The sequence below is a fragment of the Variovorax boronicumulans genome (genome assembly GCF_019352895.1).
In the GTDB taxonomy this organism is placed as follows: Bacteria; Pseudomonadota; Gammaproteobacteria; order Burkholderiales; family Burkholderiaceae_C; genus Variovorax; species Variovorax boronicumulans_A.
Map to the genome: position 1 here is coordinate 1,023,201 of NZ_JAAAFX010000004.1, position 19,738 is coordinate 1,042,938.

At 70.4% G+C, this 19,738-nt stretch carries 13 protein-coding genes; 5 read left to right on the forward strand and 8 right to left on the reverse strand.

The genetic code is table 11. The features are described 5' to 3' along the window. Positions 1 to 9: 9 nt before the first annotated feature. Positions 10 to 1,377 carry a UDP-glucose dehydrogenase family protein gene (locus K0H49_RS06315; RefSeq protein WP_219210373.1) on the forward strand — a complete coding sequence of 456 codons (1,368 nt, stop codon included), beginning with the start codon at positions 10 to 12 and terminating at the stop codon, positions 1,375 to 1,377. A 15-nt stretch (positions 1,378 to 1,392) separates the two neighbouring features. Here K0H49_RS06315 and opgC read toward each other — a convergent pair whose 3' ends face one another. Both opgC and K0H49_RS06325 read right to left on the reverse strand, forming a co-directional pair. Next, on the reverse strand, positions 1,393 to 2,574 hold the full coding sequence (opgC, locus tag K0H49_RS06320) for an OpgC domain-containing protein (RefSeq protein ID WP_219210374.1): 1,182 nt from the start codon (positions 2,572 to 2,574) through the stop codon (positions 1,393 to 1,395). Between the two features lie 10 nt (positions 2,575 to 2,584). Beyond that, the gene (locus tag K0H49_RS06325; protein ID WP_219210375.1) at positions 2,585 to 3,829 is read right to left on the reverse strand and encodes a glycosyltransferase family 4 protein; all 1,245 of its coding nucleotides are present in this window, start codon (positions 3,827 to 3,829) and stop codon (positions 2,585 to 2,587) included. A gap of 135 nt (positions 3,830 to 3,964) precedes the next feature. On the opposite strand from K0H49_RS06325, the gene K0H49_RS06330 reads away from it, so the two are divergent. Continuing rightward, the gene (locus K0H49_RS06330; protein WP_257624605.1) at positions 3,965 to 9,991 is read left to right on the forward strand and encodes an alpha-2-macroglobulin family protein; all 6,027 of its coding nucleotides are present in this window, start codon (positions 3,965 to 3,967) and stop codon (positions 9,989 to 9,991) included. Between the two features lie 45 nt (positions 9,992 to 10,036). Here the strand turns inward: K0H49_RS06330 and K0H49_RS06335 are convergent, their stop codons facing one another. From K0H49_RS06335 to K0H49_RS06345, 3 genes are all read right to left on the reverse strand, one after another. Further along, complete coding sequence (locus tag K0H49_RS06335; RefSeq protein ID WP_219210376.1) at positions 10,037 to 10,459, reverse strand: PaaI family thioesterase; 423 nt, start codon at positions 10,457 to 10,459, stop codon at positions 10,037 to 10,039. A gap of 34 nt (positions 10,460 to 10,493) precedes the next feature. Beyond that, positions 10,494 to 10,745 carry a hypothetical protein gene (locus tag K0H49_RS06340; protein ID WP_219210377.1) on the reverse strand — a complete coding sequence of 84 codons (252 nt, stop codon included), beginning with the start codon at positions 10,743 to 10,745 and terminating at the stop codon, positions 10,494 to 10,496. 65 nt (positions 10,746 to 10,810) lie between these two features. Continuing rightward, positions 10,811 to 11,095 carry a DUF3955 domain-containing protein gene (locus K0H49_RS06345; protein ID WP_219210378.1) on the reverse strand — a complete coding sequence of 95 codons (285 nt, stop codon included), beginning with the start codon at positions 11,093 to 11,095 and terminating at the stop codon, positions 10,811 to 10,813. A 146-nt stretch (positions 11,096 to 11,241) separates the two neighbouring features. Here K0H49_RS06345 and K0H49_RS06350 point away from each other — a divergent pair, with 146 nt between their 5' ends. Further along, positions 11,242 to 11,520: a DUF2164 domain-containing protein gene (locus K0H49_RS06350; RefSeq protein WP_219210380.1), complete on the forward strand. Its 279-nt coding sequence runs from the start codon at positions 11,242 to 11,244 to the stop codon at positions 11,518 to 11,520. Between the two features lie 27 nt (positions 11,521 to 11,547). Here the strand turns inward: K0H49_RS06350 and K0H49_RS06355 are convergent, their stop codons facing one another. Next, a complete protein-coding gene (locus K0H49_RS06355; RefSeq protein WP_219210381.1) occupies positions 11,548 to 11,754 on the reverse strand; it encodes a hypothetical protein in 207 nt (68 codons plus the stop codon). A 162-nt stretch (positions 11,755 to 11,916) separates the two neighbouring features. On the opposite strand from K0H49_RS06355, the gene pbpC reads away from it, so the two are divergent. Next, positions 11,917 to 14,106, forward strand: coding sequence for a penicillin-binding protein 1C (pbpC, locus tag K0H49_RS06360; protein ID WP_219210383.1), 2,190 nt, complete (start codon positions 11,917 to 11,919; stop codon positions 14,104 to 14,106). Between the two features lie 113 nt (positions 14,107 to 14,219). Then, complete coding sequence (locus K0H49_RS06365; protein WP_219210385.1) at positions 14,220 to 15,545, forward strand: MFS family transporter; 1,326 nt, start codon at positions 14,220 to 14,222, stop codon at positions 15,543 to 15,545. 3 nt (positions 15,546 to 15,548) lie between these two features. Here K0H49_RS06365 and K0H49_RS06370 read toward each other — a convergent pair whose 3' ends face one another. Further along, a complete protein-coding gene (locus K0H49_RS06370) occupies positions 15,549 to 16,841 on the reverse strand; it encodes an alpha/beta hydrolase family protein (RefSeq protein ID WP_219213070.1) in 1,293 nt (430 codons plus the stop codon). 47 nt (positions 16,842 to 16,888) lie between these two features. Continuing rightward, entirely contained in the window at positions 16,889 to 19,612 is a 2,724-nt protein-coding gene (locus K0H49_RS06375; RefSeq protein ID WP_219210387.1) for a tannase/feruloyl esterase family alpha/beta hydrolase, read from the reverse strand. Positions 19,613 to 19,738: the final 126 nt, after the last annotated feature.

The following is a 19,738-nucleotide window of genomic DNA, read 5'->3' on the forward strand; positions in this document are numbered from 1 at the left end:
CCCGAACAAATGAAAATCTCGATCATCGGCACCGGCTATGTCGGCCTCGTCACCGGCGCCTGCCTCGCGGACATCGGCAACAACGTCTTCTGCCTGGACGTGGACCCGCGCAAGATCGCCATCTTGAAGGAAGGCGGCATCCCGATCTACGAACCCGGCCTGGCCGACGTGGTGCAGTCCAACGTGGAGGCGGGCCGGCTGGAGTTCTCCACCGACATCGAGGCCTCGGTGGCGCACGGCGAAGTGCAGTTCATCGCGGTCGGCACCCCGCCCGACGAGGACGGCAGCGCCGACCTGCAGTACGTGCTGGCCGCGGCCCGCAACATCGGCCGCTACATGGAAAGCTTCAAGGTGGTGGTCGACAAGTCGACCGTGCCGGTGGGCACCGCCGACAAGGTGAGCGCGGTGATCCGCGAGGAGCTCGAGAAGCGTGGCCGCACCGACCTGGGCTTCTCGGTGGTGAGCAACCCCGAGTTCCTCAAGGAAGGCGCGGCGGTCGACGACTTCATGCGCCCCGACCGCATCGTGATCGGCGTGGCCGACGACGAGAACGGCCGCACGGCGCTGGCCGCGATGCGCAAGCTCTATTCGCCCTTCAACCGCAACCACGAGCGCACCCGCGTGATGGACGTGCGCTCGGCCGAGTTCGCCAAGTACGCGGCCAACGCCATGCTGGCCACGCGCATCAGCTTCATGAACGAGCTGGCCAACCTGGCCGACCGCGTGGGCGCCGACATCGAGTCGGTGCGCCAGGGCATCGGCTCCGATCCGCGCATCGGCTACAGCTTCCTGTACGCCGGCACCGGCTACGGCGGCAGCTGCTTCCCCAAGGACATCCAGGCGCTGACCCGCATCGCGCGCGACAACGGCCAGACGCTGCGCGTGCTGGAATCGGTCGAGGCGGTGAACGACGAGCAGAAGACGGTGCTGACCGACAAGGTCTTCGCGCGCTTCGGCGCCGACCTGAGCGGCCGCAGCTTCGCGCTGTGGGGCCTGGCCTTCAAGCCCAACACCGACGACATGCGCGAAGCGCCCAGCCGGGTGGTGATCGGTGCGCTGCTGCGCGCCGGTGCGCGCATCGTGGCGCACGATCCGATCGCCGTGACCGAGACGCGCCGCGTGCTCGCGCTCGACTTCGCCGACGCGCCGGTGCTGCTCGACCAGATCACCTATGCCAAGGACCCGATGACGGCGCTCGAGGGTGCCGACGCACTGGTCATCGTGACCGAGTGGAAGGCCTACCACAGCCCCAACATCGAACGGCTCAAGTCGACCATGAAGTCGCCGATCGTGTTCGACGGCCGCAACCTCTACGAACCGGCGGTCATGAAGGCCGGCGGCGTGACCTACCACGGCATCGGCCGCAACAGCGTCTGAGGACCGGGCCGAGGCTCAGGCCGATGCGCGGCGCCGCAGCCGCGCCGCCTTGCGCACGTCAAGCCACAGCGTGACCCGCGCCACGGCATAGAGCCCGGTGAACACCACGCCGAGCAGCAGCACATCGCCCCACCACGGCCGCACCATCTGGTTGCTGCCGTAGAAGGCCAGCACCAGCAGCACCGCGACCAGGTGGGCGCAGAACACCGGCAGCGAGGCCGAGCCCATCGCCTCCAGCGCATGCAGCCGCGGCAGCCTGCGCGCCAGCGCGGGCCCGAAGCCGATCGCCAGCACGCCCAGCGCGACCAGGTTCAATATCCGCAGCGGGCCGAGCTGCCACTTGTCGAACAGCAGGTTGAGCTGCTCGTCGGCACCGAAAGGCGCCTGGCCGTTGAGGCCATGGTGGCGCCAGTAGAGCCCGTACAGCGCAACGGCGGTGGCCGCCAGCAGCAGCCACGGCGGCAGCCGTATCGGCCGCGCGCCCGGCGCACTGCGGCTGGCGCCCAGCCACAGGCCCATGAACCACAGGAACTGCCAGGCATAGGCATTGAAGGCCCCCATCTCGTGGAAGGGCACCGACAGGCCGGTCCAGCGCACCACCCCCACGTAGATCCATTCGCTCAGGCCGAACTGCGCCAGCGCCCAGACGGTGGTGCTGGCCAGCACCACGCCCAGCCAGCCGTGGCGCATCGCGAAGGCCAGCACCCAGGGGCTGAGCAGCATGAAGAAGATGTACATCGGCAGGATGTCCAGCAGCGGCGGCTCGTAGACCAGCAGCAGGCCGAACAGGAAGCCTTCGCGCGGCTGCTCCAGGTAGAAGGACATCAGGTCCTTCACGGCCGGCTGGTCGATGCGCAGGCCGACGGCCGCGATGATGGTGAACAGGAACAGCAGCGTGGCCGCCTGCGCCAGGTAGATGCGCAGCGCGCGGCGCCAGAAGGCGCGGCGCATCGCATCGACCCCCTCGCGGTAGCCGGCGCGGCTGTAGACCAGGCCGGCCATGAAGGCCGACAGCAACACGAAGCCTTCGGCCGCCGACACGAAGCCGAAGGGCTGGCCCAGCGGATCGGTCAGGCGCGAGGGCAGGTGCGTGAGCGTCATCAGCACGAGCATCAGCCCGCGCAGCGCATCGACCTCCCAGTAGCGTGGCGAGGCCAGGCGCACCGACGGTGCGCCCTGGGCGTGGATCGGCGCCATGCGTTCCGGCTCAGACGATCGCGCGGATCGCGTTCACGATGGTTTCACCATAGCGCTGCCACGAATACTCGGCCGCATGCCGTGCCGCCCGGGCCTTCATCGCCACCAGCTCGGGGCGGTGCTGGTTGAGCCAGGCCAGCCTGTCGGCGATGGCCTCGGGCGAACGGATCGGCACCAGGAAGCCGGTCTGGCCCTCGATCACCAGGTCGGCGCCGCCGGTGTTGGGCGTGATCACCACCGGCAAGCCCTGGCTCATGGCCTCCTGCATCACCAGCGCGCGACCCTCGACGATCGAGGGCAGGCAGAACACGTCGCAGCTGCGCATCAGCGCCAGCACCTCGGCATGCGGGCGGCCCTTCTCGTGGATGAAGCCCGGGCACTCGCGCTGGTAGAAGTCCAGGTCGGCCAGCGGCGCGCCCATCACGCGCAGTTCGATGTTCTCGCCGCCGAGCAGGCGCATCGCCTGCATCAGGTCGGCCAGGCCCTTGCGCTGGCCCATCGAGCCCGCGAAAAGCACGCGCATCGGCCGCGCCGGGTCGAGCGCGGCCTCGGACCAGCCGCCGGTCCAGACCGGGGGGGAACCGAAGGGCGACATCACGCAGGCCTTCTGCGCCGCCGAGGCGGGCAGCGAGTCGCGCACGAAATGGCTGGCCACCACGACCAGGTCGGCCAGCGCCAGCTCCTCGGTCTTGCGGTCGAGCTTGGCCTGCGAGTCGAGCAGGCCGCCGCCCAGCGTGGGCGCCCAGGCGGGCAGGCGTTCGCCCTCCTCCTGCATCAGGCGCCGGCCCAGTTCCCAGTAGGCGATGGGCAGGTCGTAGATGCGCTTCAGGCCCAGCGTGCGGGCCGCGCGGAAGGTGGCGAGCGCGCCGTCCTCGTAGGCGTACACGCCCTTCAGGCCTTCGCGCGCCTGCAGCCGGGGCAAGGTGCCCGCGACGAAGCGGTCGAAATCGCGGATCACCGCATCGACCGAGGCGAAGCCCTCTTCGTGCCGCAGCGGACCGCGCCAGCCCAGCGCACCGCAAGCCACGCGCGCGATTTCGCGCCCGGGGTGCTGCAGCAGCTTGTCGCGCGGCACGTCGAAGCGCCGGCGCATCCATTCGTTGCGCACGCGACCGGGCATCAGCTTCAGGGCGAGGCTCTGGTCGTCGGCGGCGACGGTGGTGGCGAAGCGGCCCAGCATTCCGGCTCCCTGCAGGGCGTCGAGCATGGCGCGCACATTCTGATTGCCCGCGGGATGGCTCAACAGCAGTGTCATGGCGGCCGATCATAGTTGAGCGATTGTTTCCAGAGCGGGCGAAAACGGGCGTTTGGCACGATCCGATGAGGCCTTTCGGCCTGCAAGTTGCGCCTTCAAATTGCGCTACGCTGCGAATCCGAAGGAGATCGTCCCTTGAAGACAAGAACAACTGCATCCGTCATCACCGCCGCCCTGCTCTCGCTGGCCGCCTTCGAGGCCAGCGCCTTGCAGACCTTGAGCGTCACGCCACAGGGCGAAGTGGCCCGCGTCCGCCAGGTGGTGGCCAAGTTCGATGCGGCCGCCGTCAACTTCGGCGACCCCAAGGCCGCCGCGCCCTTCACCGTGAGTTGCAACGACGCCCAGGCCGCCAAGGGCACCGGGCGCTGGACCGGCGAGAAGCAGTGGGTCTACGACTTCGAGAACGACCTGCCGCCCGGCGTGCGCTGCACGGTGAGCCGCGTGCCCAACTTCAAGCCCGCCGCGGGCGGCGACTGGACCGGCCCGGAGCGCCACAGCTTCAACACCGGCGGCCCCTTCGTGCGCAACATCCAGCCCAGCTACGGGAAGATCGACGAGCAGCAGTCTTTCGTGCTCGAGTTCAACGGCCCGGCCACGCTGGCCAGCGTGCGCGACAACGTCTGGTGCGCGGCCGACGACATCGGCGAACGCATCCCCGTCAGGCTGCTCGAGGGTGGCGACCGCGAGGCGCTGCTCAAGGCCGCCGGCCGCGACCGCGCCGCGCAGAAGGAGCCGCTGCGCTTCGCCACGTTGCAGTGCAACCGCACGCTGAGCGCGGGCAGCCGCATCCAGCTGGTCTACGGCCAGGGCGTGGCCACGCCTTCGGGCATCGTCAACACCACCGAGAAGCGCTTCACCTACGACGTGCGCGACCCCTTCGCGGTGTCCTTCACCTGCGAGCGCGAGAACGCGCAGGCCGCCTGCCTGCCGCTGCGGCCGATGGAACTGCGCTTCAACGCGCCGGTCACGCGCAAGCTGGCTGGCCAGATCCGCCTGAGCGGCGGCGGCCAGACGCTCAAGCCCAAGTTCAACGACGAGGAGAACGCGGCCAGCGACGACGCGGTGATCGAGTCGGTGCGCTTCGTGCCGCCCTTCCCGGAAGAGACGCAGTTCAAGGTCGAGCTGCCCTCGAAGTTCGAGGACGCCTCGGGCCGCGCGCTGGGCGAACCCGACACCTTCCCGCTGGCCGTCGCCACCGGTGCGATGCCGCCGCTGGCCAAGTTCGCGGCCTCGCCCTTCGGCGTGCTCGAGCGCCTGGCCGAGCCCGGCGGCGTCGCGATGATGCCGGTCACGGTGCGGCGCGTGGAGCCCGAGCTGCAGGTGCAGGCGCTCACGCCCGGCAAGGTCAGCGACCTCAACCCGAAGACCGACGCGGAAATCATCGCCTGGTACCGCAAGGTGCGGCGCTACGACGAACGCTCGTCCATCGACCGCCCCACCGCGACCCGCGACAGCCGAGGCCCCCTGCCGCCGGTGATCGACCGTGACAACCGCAGCAGCGTGCAGACCCGCATGGTGTCGCTGCTGGGCGGCCTGCCCGGCGTGAAAACGCTCGACATGCCCAAGGCCGGCGACGCAGGCGCCGCCGGACGCCCCTTCGAGGTCATCGGCATCCCGCTGACGCCGGGCTTCCACGTGCTGGAGATCGCCTCGAAGAAGCTGGGCGATGCGCTGCTCGACGAACGCTATGGCGACGGCCGCACGATGTACGTGCGCACCACCGCGCTGGCCACCAACCTGGCGGTGCACTTCAAGCTGGGCCGCGAGAATTCGGTGGCCTGGGTCACGACGCTCGACAAGGGCCAGGTGGTCCCGAACGCCGCGGTGCGGGTCTCGGACTGCCGCGGGCGCGAAGTGGCGACCGGCAGCACCGACGCCAGCGGCATCGTGACGCTGGCCGGCATCTCGTCCAGCCCACCCAGCTGCTCGGGCCAGAACGATTACGGCAACGACGCCTACTTCGTGAGCGCCCGCGCCACGCTGACCGACGCCGGCGACAAGAACGCCAAGCCGGTGGAAGACCTGGCCTTCACCTGGAGCGACTGGCAGCGCGGCATCGAGCCCTGGCGCTTCAACGTACCGACCAGCCTCGAGCCCGAGCCCGACCGCATCGCCCACACGGTGTTCGACCGCACGCTGTTCCGCGCCGGCGAGACGGTGTCGATGAAGCACCTGATCCGCTCTCAGACCGCCAAGGGCTTCGGCCTGCCCGATGCGCTGCCCGACACGCTGGTCGTCACGCACAGCGGCAGCGGCCAGAAATTCACCCAGCCCGTGGCCTGGCGCAAGACCGCCACCGGCGGCTTGAGCGCGCTCAACACCTTCGCCATTCCGCCGGCCGCCAAGCTGGGCGTCTACCAGGTCGAACTGCGCAGCGCCAAGGGCAGGGGCAGCGACGACGACGACGGGCGCAGCTTCGGCAGCGGCCAGTTCCGGGTCGAGGAGTTCCGCCTGCCGGTGCTCGAGGGCCGCGTGACGCCCAGCGAGAAGACACCGCTGGTGGCGGTCACCTCGCTGCCGACCGACGTGCAGATCAACTACGTGGCGGGCGGGGGCGCGGCCAACCTGCCGGTGCGCGTGTCGGCCATGGTGCGCGGCAAGAGCCTGTCCTTCGCCGACTACGACAGCTTCAACTTCTCGCCGCCGCGCCAGCAGGGCGACAGCACGGCCGCCGATGCGGACGAGGAGGCTTCGGCCTCGGCCGACACCCGCGTGATCGCCGACAAGCTGCCGGTCACGCTGGACCGCAACGGCGCCGGCAAGCTCACGATCGACAAGGTGCCGCTGGCCAAGGCCACGCCGCGCGAACTGCTGATCGAGGCCACCTATTCCGACCCCAACGGCGAGGTGCAGACGATCCGCAGCACGCAGACGCTGTGGCCGGCCTCGGTGATCGCCGGCCTCAAGACCGAGGGCTGGGTCTCGACCGACAAGAAGCTCAAGTTCCAGGCGCTCGCGCTCGACCTCGCCGGCAAGGCGCAGGCCGGCGTGAAGGTGCAGGTGAACGCCGTCGCGCGCATCACCACCACCAGCCGCAAACGCATGGTCGGGGGCTTCTACACCTACGACAACAAGACCGAGCTCAAGGACCTGGGCACGGTGTGCACCGGCACCAGCGACCTGCGCGGCCTGGTGCTGTGCGAGTCGGCGCTCAAGGAAGCCGGCGAGGTCGAGCTGGTCGTGACCGCCACCGACAAGGAAGGCCGCGAGAGCAAGGCCGCGGGCTCGGTCTACGTGACCCGGCAGGGCGAGCTGTGGTTCGGCGGCGAGGACAACGACCGCATCGACGTGCTGCCCGAGAAGAAGAACTACCAGCCCGGCGAAGTCGCCAAGTTCCAGGTGCGCAGCCCCTTCCGCTTCGCGACCGCGCTGGTCGCGGTGGAGCGCGAGGGCGTGATCGAGACGCACGTGGTGCAGCTCAACGGCCAGGACCCGACGGTCAGCCTGCAGGTCAAGCCCGAATGGGGCCCGAACGCCTACGTCAGCGTGCTCGCGCTGCGCGGCCGGCTGCGCGAGGTGCCCTGGTACAGCTTCTTCACTTGGGGCTTCAAGGCGCCGCGCGAGTGGTGGACCGCCTTCTGGTACGAGGGCAAGGAATACGTCGCGCCGACCGCGCTGGTCGACCTGAGCAAGCCGGCCTACCGCTTCGGCCTGGCCGAGATCCGCGTGGGCACGCAGGCGCACCGCATCGACGTCAAGGTCACGAGCGACAAGCCCAGCTACCCGGTGCGCGGCCAGGCCCAGGTCACGATCTCGGCCAAGCTGCCCGACGGCAAGCCGGCCGCCGGTGCCGAAGTCGCACTGGCCGCGGTCGACCAGGCGCTGCTCGAGCTGATGCCCAACGACAGTTGGGACCTGCTCGAGGCCATGCTGCAGCGGCGCAGCTGGGGCGTCTCGACCTCGACCGCGCAGATGGAGATCGTCGGACGCCGGCATTACGGCAAGAAGGCCGTGCCCGCGGGCGGCGGCGGCGGCAAGGGCCAGACGCGCGAGTTGCTCGACACCCTGCTGCTGTGGAACCCCTCGGTGGTGCTCGATACCAACGGCCAGGCCGTGGTGACGGTGCCGCTCAACGATGCGCTGACCACCTTCAAGATCGTCGCCGTGGCCGACATGGGCACCGGCCTGTTCGGCACCGGGCAGGCGAGCATCCAGGCCACGCAGGACCTGCAGATCATCAGCGGCCTGCCGCCGCTGGTGCGCGAGGACGACCAGTTCCGCGCGCAGCTCACCTTGCGCAACACCACGCAGAAGGCCATGAAGGTCGAGGCCACGCCGCGCGCGACCCTGCTCACGCTCGAGCCGCAGACCGTCGAGATCCCGGCCGGCGAAGCGCGCGAGCTGGCCTGGAACGTGACGGCGCCGGCCCAGCTCGCGCAGACGCGCACCGAGGCCATCCTGTGGGAGATCGAGGCCAGGGACACGCTGGGCGGCGCGCGCGATGCGCTCAAGGTGCGCCAGCGCATCGTGCCGGCCGTGCCGCTCACGGTGCAGCAGGCCACGCTGGTGCAGGTCGACGGCAGCTTCACGCTCGACGTGGCGCCGCCCGCCGACGCGCTGCCCGAGCGCGGCGGCCTGAAGATGTCGCTGCAGCCCAAGCTGGCCGAAGGCATGCCGGGCGTGCGCGACTGGTTCGCCAACTACCCCTTCAGCTGCCTCGAGCAGAAGACCAGCAAGGCCATCGGCCTGCGCGACGGCAAGCTGTGGCAGGGCGTGGTGGCGCAGCTGCCGAGCTACCTCGACAGCGACGGCCTCGCGAGCTACTTCCCGCCACGCGACGGCGAGTCGAACCGCGGCAGCGACATCCTGACCTCCTACCTGCTGGCCGCCACGCACGAGGCCTCGTCCATCGACCCGGCCTTCGGGCTGTCGGACGCGGCGCGCGCGCCGATGGAAAGCGGGCTGATCGCCTTCGTCGAAGGCCGGATCCAGCGCGAGTTCTGGAGCCCGCGCAAGGACCTGGACGTGCGCAAGCTGGCCGCGCTGGAAGCCCTGTCGCGCTACGGCAAGGCACGCGGCGCCATGACCGCGAGCATCACCATCGCGCCCAACCAGTGGCCCACCAGCGCGGTGATCGACTGGATGCAGATCTTGAAGCGCGTGCCCGACGTGCCGCAGCGCCAGCAGCGGCTGGACGAGGCCGGCAACGTGCTCAAGGCACGGCTGTCCTACCAGGGCACCAAGCTGATCTTCAGCACCGAGCAGGACGACTACTGGTGGTGGCTGATGACCAACGGCGACGTCAACACCGCGCGGCTGCTGCTCGCGGTGATGGACGACCCGGCCTGGAAGGACGACATCGGCCGGCTGGCCAACGGCTTCATCGGCCGCCAGCAGAACGGCGCCTGGCACACCACCACGGCCAACCTCTGGGGCGGGCTCGCGCTGGATCGCTTCTCGAAGGTGTTCGAGAGCACGCCCGTGACCGGCACCACCACCGCCGTGCTGCGCCCGCCGGCCGTGGGCAACGCCGATTCAGCGGCCCGCACCGACAGCGTGGACTGGAGCCGCGTCGAGCGCGTAAAGGCCAGCGACGCCGCGGGCGCCCCCAACCAGGGCACCTGGTTCGGCGCCCCTGCGTCGCCGGGCAACCTGCGCAACAACACCATGTTCCTGCCCTGGAAGCTGCCCACCAAGGAAACGCTGACCGTCACCCAGAGCGGCACCGGCAAGCCCTGGCTCACGCTGCAGTCGGTGGCCGCGGTGCAGCTCAAGGCGCCCTTCGCGGCCGGCTATGCGATCAAGAAGACCATCACGCCGGTCGAGCAGGCCAAGGCCGGCCAGTACACGCGCGGCGACATCCTGCGCGTCACGCTCGAGGTCAACGCCAGCGCCGACATGACCTGGGTCGCGATCACCGACCCCGTGCCCGGCGGCGCGACCATCCTGGGCAGCGGCCTGGGCCGCGATTCGCAGATCGCCACGCAGGGCGAGAAGCGCAGCGGCGCCGGCTGGCCGGCCTTCGAGGAGCGCAGCTTCGAGTCCTTCCGCAGCTACTACGAGTACCTGCCCAAGGGCGTGGTGAAGATGGAGTACACGGTGCGGCTGAACAACGTGGGCGACTTCGCGCTGCCGCCCAGCCGCGTCGAGGCGCTCTATGCGCCCGAGATGTTCGGCGAGGCGCCGAATGCGCGCGTGAAGGTGGAAGCGGCGGCGAAGTAGACCCGAAGCGGTGCGCCCGGCATGGCCGGGCGCACCGCGCCTGGCTCAGCGCTGGACGTTGACGATGGTCGCCTGCATCAGCGCGACCACCTTGTAGGCCTCGCCCGCGCCCGCGAAGGCACGCACCTCGCCCGAACAGACGGTCATGAGCTTGCCCGCGTTGACCACGCGGCCGATGGCAAGGAAACGCTCGCCCAGCGCGGGCCGCATCAGGTTGATCTTGAACTCGGCGGTGACGACCTCGAAACCCGCAGGCGCCCTGGTCAGCGCTGCATAGCCGCAGGCGCTGTCGACGATGCTGGTGGTGGCGCCGGCGTGCAGGTAGCCGTGCTGCTGCGACAGGGACTTGGCGAAGGGCAGTTCGATGTGCACTTCGCCGTCGGCGACGTGCACCAGCCTGGCGCCGATGGTGCGCATCAGGCCCTGGGCGTCGAAGCTGGCGGCAATGCGTGGGTGAAGATCGCTCATGGACAGGAGTGGAAAGTTGAAAGACGGGATGCCGCTACTGCAGCCATCGGAGATGGGCCCAGAAGCGATCGCCCCAGCGGACCGCGCACAGGCCGCACGCGACGATGGCCAGCAACACGAGCGCGCCCATCGCGAAGGCGCTCAGCGGCCACAGACGTAAGCACAGGCCCAGGCCCACCACCAGGCCCAGCAGGGCGCCACAGCCGAAGCGCACCTTGCGCTCGAAGGCGTCCACCTGGCGGCCCTGCGGCGCGCGGCGGTGGCTTGTTGCAGTGCGTCTGTTCATCCTCGTGCCCGGTCGCTGGCGACCCGGTCGAGGATGCCACAGTGGCCGGTCCCGCGCGGCCTGCGTCAGTCCGCGGTGTCGCGGCGCGCGCTGCGGCTGAACGCGATGTCCAGCACCACCAGCACGATGGCGATGAACAGGAGCGCCAGGCTCACGGGGATGAGGCCGAACAGCGGTTCGTACAGAAAGCCGTGGGGGTCGATCTCGCTGGTGCCGAACAGCACCTGCACCGCGAAGCATGCGATGGACAGGCCCAGCGTCAGCAGCCAGAGCCAGCGCCGCAGCGGGGTGCCGCTGCGGCGTGCCGAGGGGGCCGTGGCGCGGCTCGGCCCCGAATTCTTGTCGGTCATGTGCGTCTCCCAGGATGTGTGACACCCATTCGAGCCTGGCCGGCGGCATTGGTTCAGCGCCACGGCCCTCAAAGGCGGCACACTGGGAACACGCCACGGGCCTGCGGACCCGACGAATCCAACCCCTGTCCCACCGAGTTGCCGCCATGACCATCGAACTGTCCCGTGAAGCACGCCAGCAAGCCATCAGCTCCATCGAACGCTACTTCGTCGAGCACATGGACGGCCAGAAGATCGGCAACATCACGGCCGGCGCGCTGCTGGGCTTCTTCCTCGAGGAGATCGGCCCGGTGCTCTACAACCGGGGCGTGGCCGATGCCCAGGAGCGGCTACAGGCCCGCGTCTCGGAGATCGACATCGAGGTCCACGAGGAAGAATTCGACTACTGGCGCAAGTACGACAAGCAGGCCAAGGGACGGCGCTGAAGCGCGCCGGCGCGGCCCGTCCCGCGATCAGTCGCGGCGTGGATCGTCGGGCCGTCGGTCGTAGCGGTTGGGCACGCCATCGCCGTCGCGATCGCGGTCGTAGCGGTTGGGTGTGCCGTCGCGATCGCGATCTCGGTAGCCCGGGCCGGGCGGGGGCGGACGGTTGTCGTAGGGCGCCACCACGCAACCGGCCAGGGTGGCGGATGCGACGAGCAGGACGAGCAGGGTCTTCATGGCGTGTTCCTTCCGATGGCCAAGTGCCGCGTGACGCGGCGTGCGCCCAATGTGGCCGACGGCCAGCCCGGCACCGTCGGTGCGCCGCGCCCCCTTGACGTAGGCCAAGGCCCCGTCCGCGGCGCGGCAGAATGAGGGCTTCCCCGGGCCTCGCCCCCTTCCATGAAGTTCACCTCGCCCACCCTCCTCCTCACCACCGCGGCGCTGCTGCTGGCGGCGTCGGCACCGGCCCTTGCGCTCGACAGCTTCGATGCAGTGCGGCGCGCGCACCAGCCCTCCGACACGGCCGTGCTCGACCGCGACGGCGTGCTGCTGCAGCGCGTGCGCACCGACGCCACGGTGCGCCGCGGCCAGTGGATCGCACTGGCCGACGTGTCGCCCGCGCTGCGCACGGCGATGGTGCTCAGCGAGGACCGCCGCTTCTACGAGCACAGCGGCGTCGACTGGCGCGCGGTCTCGGCCGCGGCCTGGGGCAACCTCTGGAACACCCGCACGCGCGGCGCCTCGACCATCACGATGCAGCTGGCCGGCCTGCTCGACGACGAGCTGCGGCGCGCCGGCGGCGGCCGCAGCCTGACGCAGAAGCTCGGCCAGACGGTCGCGGCCGGCCAACTGGAGCGCCAGTGGCGCAAGGACCAGATCCTCGAGGCCTACCTCAACAGCGTGTCCTTTCGCGGCGAACTCGTCGGCATCGATGCGCTCTCGCGCACGCTGTTCGGCAAGGCGCCCCACGGCCTCGACGCGCGCGAGGCCGCGGTGGCGGCGTCGCTGGTGCGCGCCCCCAACGCCAAGCCCGCGCGGGTCGCGCAGCGCGCCTGCGAAGTGATGCAGGCGATGGAGAGCAGCGAGGCCGATCGCCGCCGTGTCGACTGCTCGGCGCTCGACATGTTCACCAGCGCGGCCCTGCAGCGGCGCGCCTTCGATCCCAGCGAAGGCATCGCGCCGCACCTGGCGCGTCGCGCGCTGCAGGAGCGGCGCGCGCTGATGGCAAAGGCCGGTGCCACCGACGGCGTCGACACCGAACTGCGCACCACGCTGCGCGCCCCGCTGCAGCGCTTTGCGCAGGCCACGCTGCTGCGCCATCTGCGCGAGCTGCACGGCCGCAACGTCGAGGACGCCGCACTGGTGGTGCTCGACAACGCCAGCGGCGAGGTGCTGGCCTGGGTCGGCTCATCGGGCGAGCTGAGCCGTGCGGCCGAGGTCGACGGCGTGCTCGCGCAGCGCCAGCCCGGCTCGACGCTCAAGCCGCTGCTCTATGCGCAGGCGATCGCCGAACGGCGCCTGACCGCGGCCTCGCTGCTCGACGATTCGTCGGCCCAGATCAACACCGCGAGCGGCCTCTACATCCCGCAGAACTACGACCGGCGCTTCAAGGGCCTGGTCTCGGCGCGCACCGCGCTGGCCGCCTCGCTCAACGTGCCGGCGGTGCGCACGCTGGTGATGGTCTCGCCCGAGGCCTTCGCGCGCCAGCTGCGCAGCGCCGGCATCGCGCTGCGCGAGAGCGGCGGCTACTACGGCTACAGCCTGGCGCTCGGCAGCGCCGAGGTCTCTCTGCTGGCGCTGACCAACAGCTATCGCACGCTGGCCAACGGCGGCCGCTTCGGCGAGACGCGCATCCTGCCCGCCGCGCAGCCGGCGACCGCGACCCAGGCCCTCGATGCGCGCGCCACCTTCATCGTGGGCGACATCCTGTCCGATGCCAATGCACGCACCCGCACCTTCGGCGTCGACAGCGTGCTCGGCACGCGCTTCTGGACGGCCGTGAAGACCGGCACCAGCAAGGACATGCGCGACAACTGGGCCGTGGGCTGGTCGCAGCGCTACACCGTGGGCGTGTGGGTCGGCAACGCCAGCGGCGCGCCGATGTGGGACGTGAGCGGCACCAGCGGCGCGGCACCGGTCTGGGCCGAGGTGATGGGCTTCCTGCATGCCCGCGAACCCAGCCGCGCCCCGACGCCGCCCGCGGGCCTGGTGCAGCTGCCGGTGCGCTTCGGCGAGGCGATCGAAGCCCCGCGCGAGGAGTGGTTCATCGCCGGCACCGAGCAGCCGCTGTTCGCGCGCGACACCCCGGCCGCCGACCCTGAGGCCGGCGCGCGCATCACCGCACCGGCCGACGGCTCGATCATCGCGATCGACCCCGACATCCCGCCCACACGCCAGCGCGTGCGCTTCGAGGCCCATGGCAGCGGCCTGCAGTGGCGCATCGACGGCAAGCCCTTCGCGCGCGGCAACCGTGCGCTGTGGCTGCCCTGGCCCGGGCGGCATGTGATCGAGCTGACCGATGCACGCGGCCGCGTGCTCGACCAGGTCCGGCTCGAAGTGCGCGGCGCCGGCGTGCTCGCCAGACATTAGGCCCGACCGCGATCCCCCTGCACGCGGGTCGGACGCGATGCCCGCTGACAGCACGCCCGAGCAGGTCGCCGCACAATCGGAGGCGCCCAAATCTCATACAACAAGGCGAATCCATGTCTGTCACCGCACCCCCCGCCACGAGCGCCTCGGCCCCGCCGCGCGCCTACACCGCCGAGGAAAAACGCCACCGCATCTTCGCGATCATGGCGGCCTCCTCCGGCAACCTGGTCGAATGGTTCGACTTCTACGTCTACGCCTTCTCCGCGCTGTATTTCGCGCCGGCCTTCTTCCCCAAGTCCGATCCCACGGCCCAGCTGCTCAACACCGCGGGCGTGTTCGCGGCCGGCTTCCTGATGCGGCCGATCGGCGGCTGGCTGTTCGGCCGGATCGCCGACCGGGTGGGACGCAAGACCTCGATGCTGATCTCGGTCACGATGATGTGCGGCGGCTCGCTGGTGATCGCCTGCCTGCCGACCTATGCGCAGATCGGCGCCTGGGCGCCCTTCCTGCTGCTGGTGTGCCGGCTGTTCCAGGGCCTGTCGGTCGGCGGTGAATATGGCACCACCGCCACCTACATGAGCGAGATCGCGCTGCGCGGCCAGCGCGGCTTCTTCTCGTCCTTCCAGTACGTCACGCTGATCGGCGGACAGCTGCTCGCGGTGCTGGTGATCGTGGTGCTCGAACAGTTCCTCGACGAGGCCGAGCTCAAGGCCTGGGGCTGGCGCATCCCCTTCGTGATCGGCGCCATCGCGGCCGTGGTCGCGCTGCTGCTGCGCCGCACATTGCACGAGACGCAGACCGCCGAAGCCAAGGCCAACAAGGAAGCCGGCAGTATGGCCGGGCTGTTCAAGCACCACAAGGCCGCCTTCTTCACGGTGCTGGGCTACACGGCCGGCGGCTCGCTGATCTTCTACACCTTCACCACCTACATGCAGAAGTACCTGGTGAACACGGTGCACCTGCCGATCAAGACCACCAGCTACGTGATGACCTGCGCGCTGTTCGTCTACATGTGCATGCAGCCGCTGTTCGGCATGCTGTCGGACCGCATCGGCCGGCGCAACAACATGCTGCTGTTCGGTGGCCTGGGCGCGCTCGCCACGGTGCCGATCCTGACGGCCCTGCAGCATGTGACGAACCCTGTGGTGGCCTTCGTGCTGATCATCGTGGCGCTGGCCATCGTAAGCTTCTACACCTCGATCAGCGGCATCGTGAAGGCCGAGATGTTCCCGCCCGAAGTGCGCGCGCTGGGCGTGGGCCTGGCCTATGCAGTGGCCAATGCGATCTTCGGCGGCTCGGCCGAGTACGTGGCCCTCGGGCTCAAGACGCTGGGTCACGAGTCGGCCTTCTACTGGTACGTGACGGCGATGATGGTGATCGCCTTCGTGGTGAGCCTGCGGCTGCCCCGGCAGGCGAGCTACCTGCACCACGATCACTGAGCGTCAGCGGCCCGCGGCCGGCACGCGTGTCGCCAACGCTGGCGGCGCGTAGTCGGGTTGCAGCGCGCAGCCCTTGCCGTAGCCGGCCTCGTACTGCGCACACAACTGCGCCACCTTCTGCGGCGTGGGCTTCTCGCCCCGATCGATCCAGTCGAGCAGCGCACGCATCAGCGCCGGGTACTCCGGATCGCTGAGGTAGCTGTGGGTCGACTGGTCGCTGAAGGTCTGCACCAACTGATCCGACGCACCGGCCGCCTCGACGATGTCCTTGTAGCTGTGCTCGAGCTCGACGAAGGCCGTCGGGTCGTGGATGGCATGCAGCGTGAGCACCGGCAGACGCAGACGCCCGCCGGGGCGGCTGTCGAGGGCCAGCTGCGCCACGGCCACGGGATCGGCCTCGTAGCGCAGCACGCCGGCGTTCAATGCCGCGTCGTCGCTCGAGCCGCTGTAGACCACCTGCGCATTGCCGAAGGGGTTGCGGCCATCGAGCCGCTTCTGCGTGAGGTCCCTGAACAAGAAGGTGGCCCAGCTCAGGTGACTGAGCAGGCTGCGTTCGGGGATGGGCACCACCGACAGGATGGTGGCCAGCCGCTGCGCCTGCTCCGGACTGCGCTGCGCCGCGGGCAGGCCGACGCCGGTGCACTCGCGCACGCGTTCGGCGAGATCGGCATGCGTGAGCGTCGCGCCCGGCGGCAGGCCCTGCCACAGCGGGTAGGACGGCTCGTCGGGCCGCGGATGGTTGCGGCAGACGTACTGGTAGACCACGCGCAGGTCGAGCCGGAATTCGTAGGCATTGCCGCCGCCGCTGAGCACGCCGCTGGTGAGCAGCACGCCGTCGTAGGCGGGACGCTGGCCGGGCACCGGGCCGTAGCGTTCGGCGGCCTTCGAGGCGACGCCACCGCCGTAGCTCTGGCCGTGCAGCACGGTGCGCCGGGGCTGGCCGAAGTAGCGCACGAACAGTCGGCGCAGGCGCTCGGTGTCCTCGCCCGCCATCGTCACGCCATAGCCGCCGCGGCGGTAGGTCGACCCGGCCCAGGCATAGCCGGCCTTGACCATCACCGACCAGCGCTGCAGGTCCTCGGCGCCCCGCGCCAAGCTCGGCGCGCCCAGCTCGGGGCCGCCGTGCGCGTGCATCACCAGCACCTCGCGCTGCCAGCCGGCAGGGATCGCGATCCAGTAGAGCGCGCCCTCGCCGTCGCTGCCGTTGTAGCAGTGCGCATCGGCGGGCACGCTGGCCGGGCAGGCGGCCGGTTGCGGCGCGGTCGCGGGCGGCGCCGCCGCCGCCAGGCCGGCCATGCAGGCCAGGCCGAAGGCGATCGCGGCGCGGCGGCCCCGGCGCGCGTTCAATTCCGCACCCCAAGTTCGAAGGCCGCGCCGGTGCTGCCCTGGGCGACGAAGCCCAGCACACCCGCGCTGTGGATGAAATGGCCGGCCCGCGTGCCGCTGGCCTGGAGCACACCGAGCACCGGGCTGTCGGCCACCAGCGTGCCGTTCGCGCCACCGAGGTTCACGCTGCTGCCCGAGAGGGTCGTCTCGTGCGCCGTGCCGTCGCTGCCGGCCATCAAGTAGCGGCCATCGGCCGCACCCGGCACCACGCCCTGCTGCACCGCCTGCAGGCGCAGGCCGAAGCGCGTGGCCGACTCGCGCAACAGGAACAGCGGCACCGTGGTGGCCCCCACCTTCCCGAAGATGACCGAGCCGCCGAGCGTGCCGCCGGTGGTCGTGGCCGAACCGGTCGGCGAGGTGCTCATGAGGTCGAAAGCGTTGCGGCCGGCGTTGTACACGAGGTAGCCCTTGGTGGTGGAGGTGCAGTCCGCATCGTAGGTCATGAAGCCGCCCGTCACCGGGTCCTGGCAGGCCTGGAAGGTGCCTGCGTTGCGCACCCGCGTCGACCCCGCATAGGCGCTGGCCGCGCCCCCCGCGCCGTACTGCACGCCGGCGGTGTTGAAGATGTTGGCGACCGGGTTGAAGACCGCCGGAGACGCGCTGTTCTCGAAGGTGTTCTGGAACGCGATCAGCGGCACGAAGGTGTTGCCGCTCGGCGCCGCGATGCCGCCCTGCACCACTCCGCCGGCGCCCAGCACGAAGGTCGCGCCGTTCTCGGCGCTGCCGTAGCTGCAGGCACCCAGCGGCAGCAGCGTGCCCGTGCGCTGCGTGCCGACCGGGCGCTGCAGGCTGGCGTCGAGCGTGAGCGTGTAGTGCAGCGTGGCCGGGTCGAGCGACAGGCGCAGTTCCTCGCCGAGGAAGTCGCCGCCCTTGTAGACCGTGGCGACCGCGGGCAGGTTCGGGCAGGCCAGCGGGTCGACCGTCTCGTTCACGCAGCTGTAGTTGACCGCCGCGTCCAGGCTGCCGCTGCCCTTGTACTTGGGCCAGGCCGGGAACTGGCACAGCGGCCGGGTGCGGCCGTAGGTGGCGGGCACCGCGTCGACCGCCACGCCGGTGGCGGGCGCGAGGCCGCCCTCGACCCAGTTCTCCAGCGCCGCGAGCGAGTCCCAGTTGGGAATGAAGACCCCGGTGCCGTGGCCCATGCCCGGCACCGTGTAGAAGCGCACGCCCTGGTCGACCGCGGCCTGCCCCACCGTGGCGACCACGCGCCGGTAGTAGTCGATGGTCGAGTTGGGGCTGATCACCTCGTCGGCCAGGCCGTGCAGCAGGATCAGCCGGCCGCCGCGCGACAGGAAGGGCCGCAGGTCGGGATCGGTCGCATCGGTGATGGCCGAGGCCTCGACGACGCGGGCGGTGAACGGGGCCGGGTCGAGCGGATCGAGCGTCAGCGAATCGAAGGCGGCGTTGCGCGTCACGAAGAACTTGGCCCACTGGTCGCCGGTGACGTACATGTTGGCGTCGGCCGAGGTCGCGGGGTTGCCCGGCGTGCGGCGCGTGCCGAGGTCGCGCGTGGTGAAGGGGCCGGCCACCAGCGCGCCTTCGAGGATGTTGTAGCCGCCAGCGCGCGTGGTGCCGTTGGCCAGCGCGTAGGTGCTGAAGTCGAGCGGCGACTCGATCGCGCGGATGCTCGCCAGCTGTGCGTTCGACAGGCAGCTGTCGCCGGTGTCGGCGCCGCCGCTGCAGCGCAAGGTGTCGAGGATCTGCGTGTTGAGCTGGCGGCAGCTCTCGACATTGCTCACGATGCCGTCGGCTGCGCCGTCGAGCTTGTCGCAGGCCGCCAGCACGGTGCGCTGCACCAGCAGCGTCTTCGCGACATTGAGCCAGCCGGCACCGCCGTTGGCGTAGAGCGCACGGCCCACCGCCAGGTTCGACAGCCGGGTGCCGGCGTAGTTGAGGGCCGGCTCGTTGGCGATCACGCCGTCATAGTCGGCCGGCCAGCGCTGGATGTGGGCCAGCGCGTCGCGCCCGCCGGTGGAGGTGCCGAGGAAGTAGGCATGCGCCGGCGCGCGCCCGTAGAGCGCCTGCACCAGTTGCAGCGCCACGTCGTGCGTCTTCTTCAGGGCCTGCCCTCCGTAGTTGGCCAGCGCCTCGTCGTTGGTGGCGAACTGCGCGTCGGTGATGCTGCCGCTCTGGTGGCCGCCGTCGTCGCCGAAGGTCACGTAGCCCAGCGCAAGGGGCGCGGGCTTGTCGATCGGGCCGAAGCGGATCGGCTCGGTGCCGTCGATCAACCGGCCGTTGAAGCCACCGCCGCCGAAGTGGATCACCTTGCGGTTCCACTGCTGCGGCAGGTTCACCGCGAACTGGATCACCGGCGCCTGCGCGTCGATCGGCGCGATGGTGCCGCGCACGCGGCAGTAGTCGCCCAGCGTGTTGCCGGCATCGCCTGCGCCCACGGCCGTTGCGCTCGTGATGGTGGCGCCCTGGGTCGGCAGGCCGATCCGCGCGGGCGCGATGACCGTGCCGGCCAGCGCGCCGCAGGTCGCCAGGGGCACGGTCGGTGGATCGGGTTGCGGTGCCGGGCCGTCGGGATCGACGCCGGTCGGCGGTGGGAGGGTGGCAGTGGGCGGCAGCGCGGCTGCGCCGCCGTCGCCGCCACCGCAGGCGGTCAACAGCAGCGCAAGGCCGAAGAGCGCCGGCAACGCGGCAGCGCGGCAGGCGAGAGAGGAATGGCGCAAAGGCATGGAGGTCTCCGAACGGGGGCCTCATGGGGCCCCTTGGTGATAGGCGAGCCGACGATAGGCGGCACGCCAACCCCAGGTCAAATATGAAAACAGGACCCGTTCGATACTTGAAAAATATGGAGATGC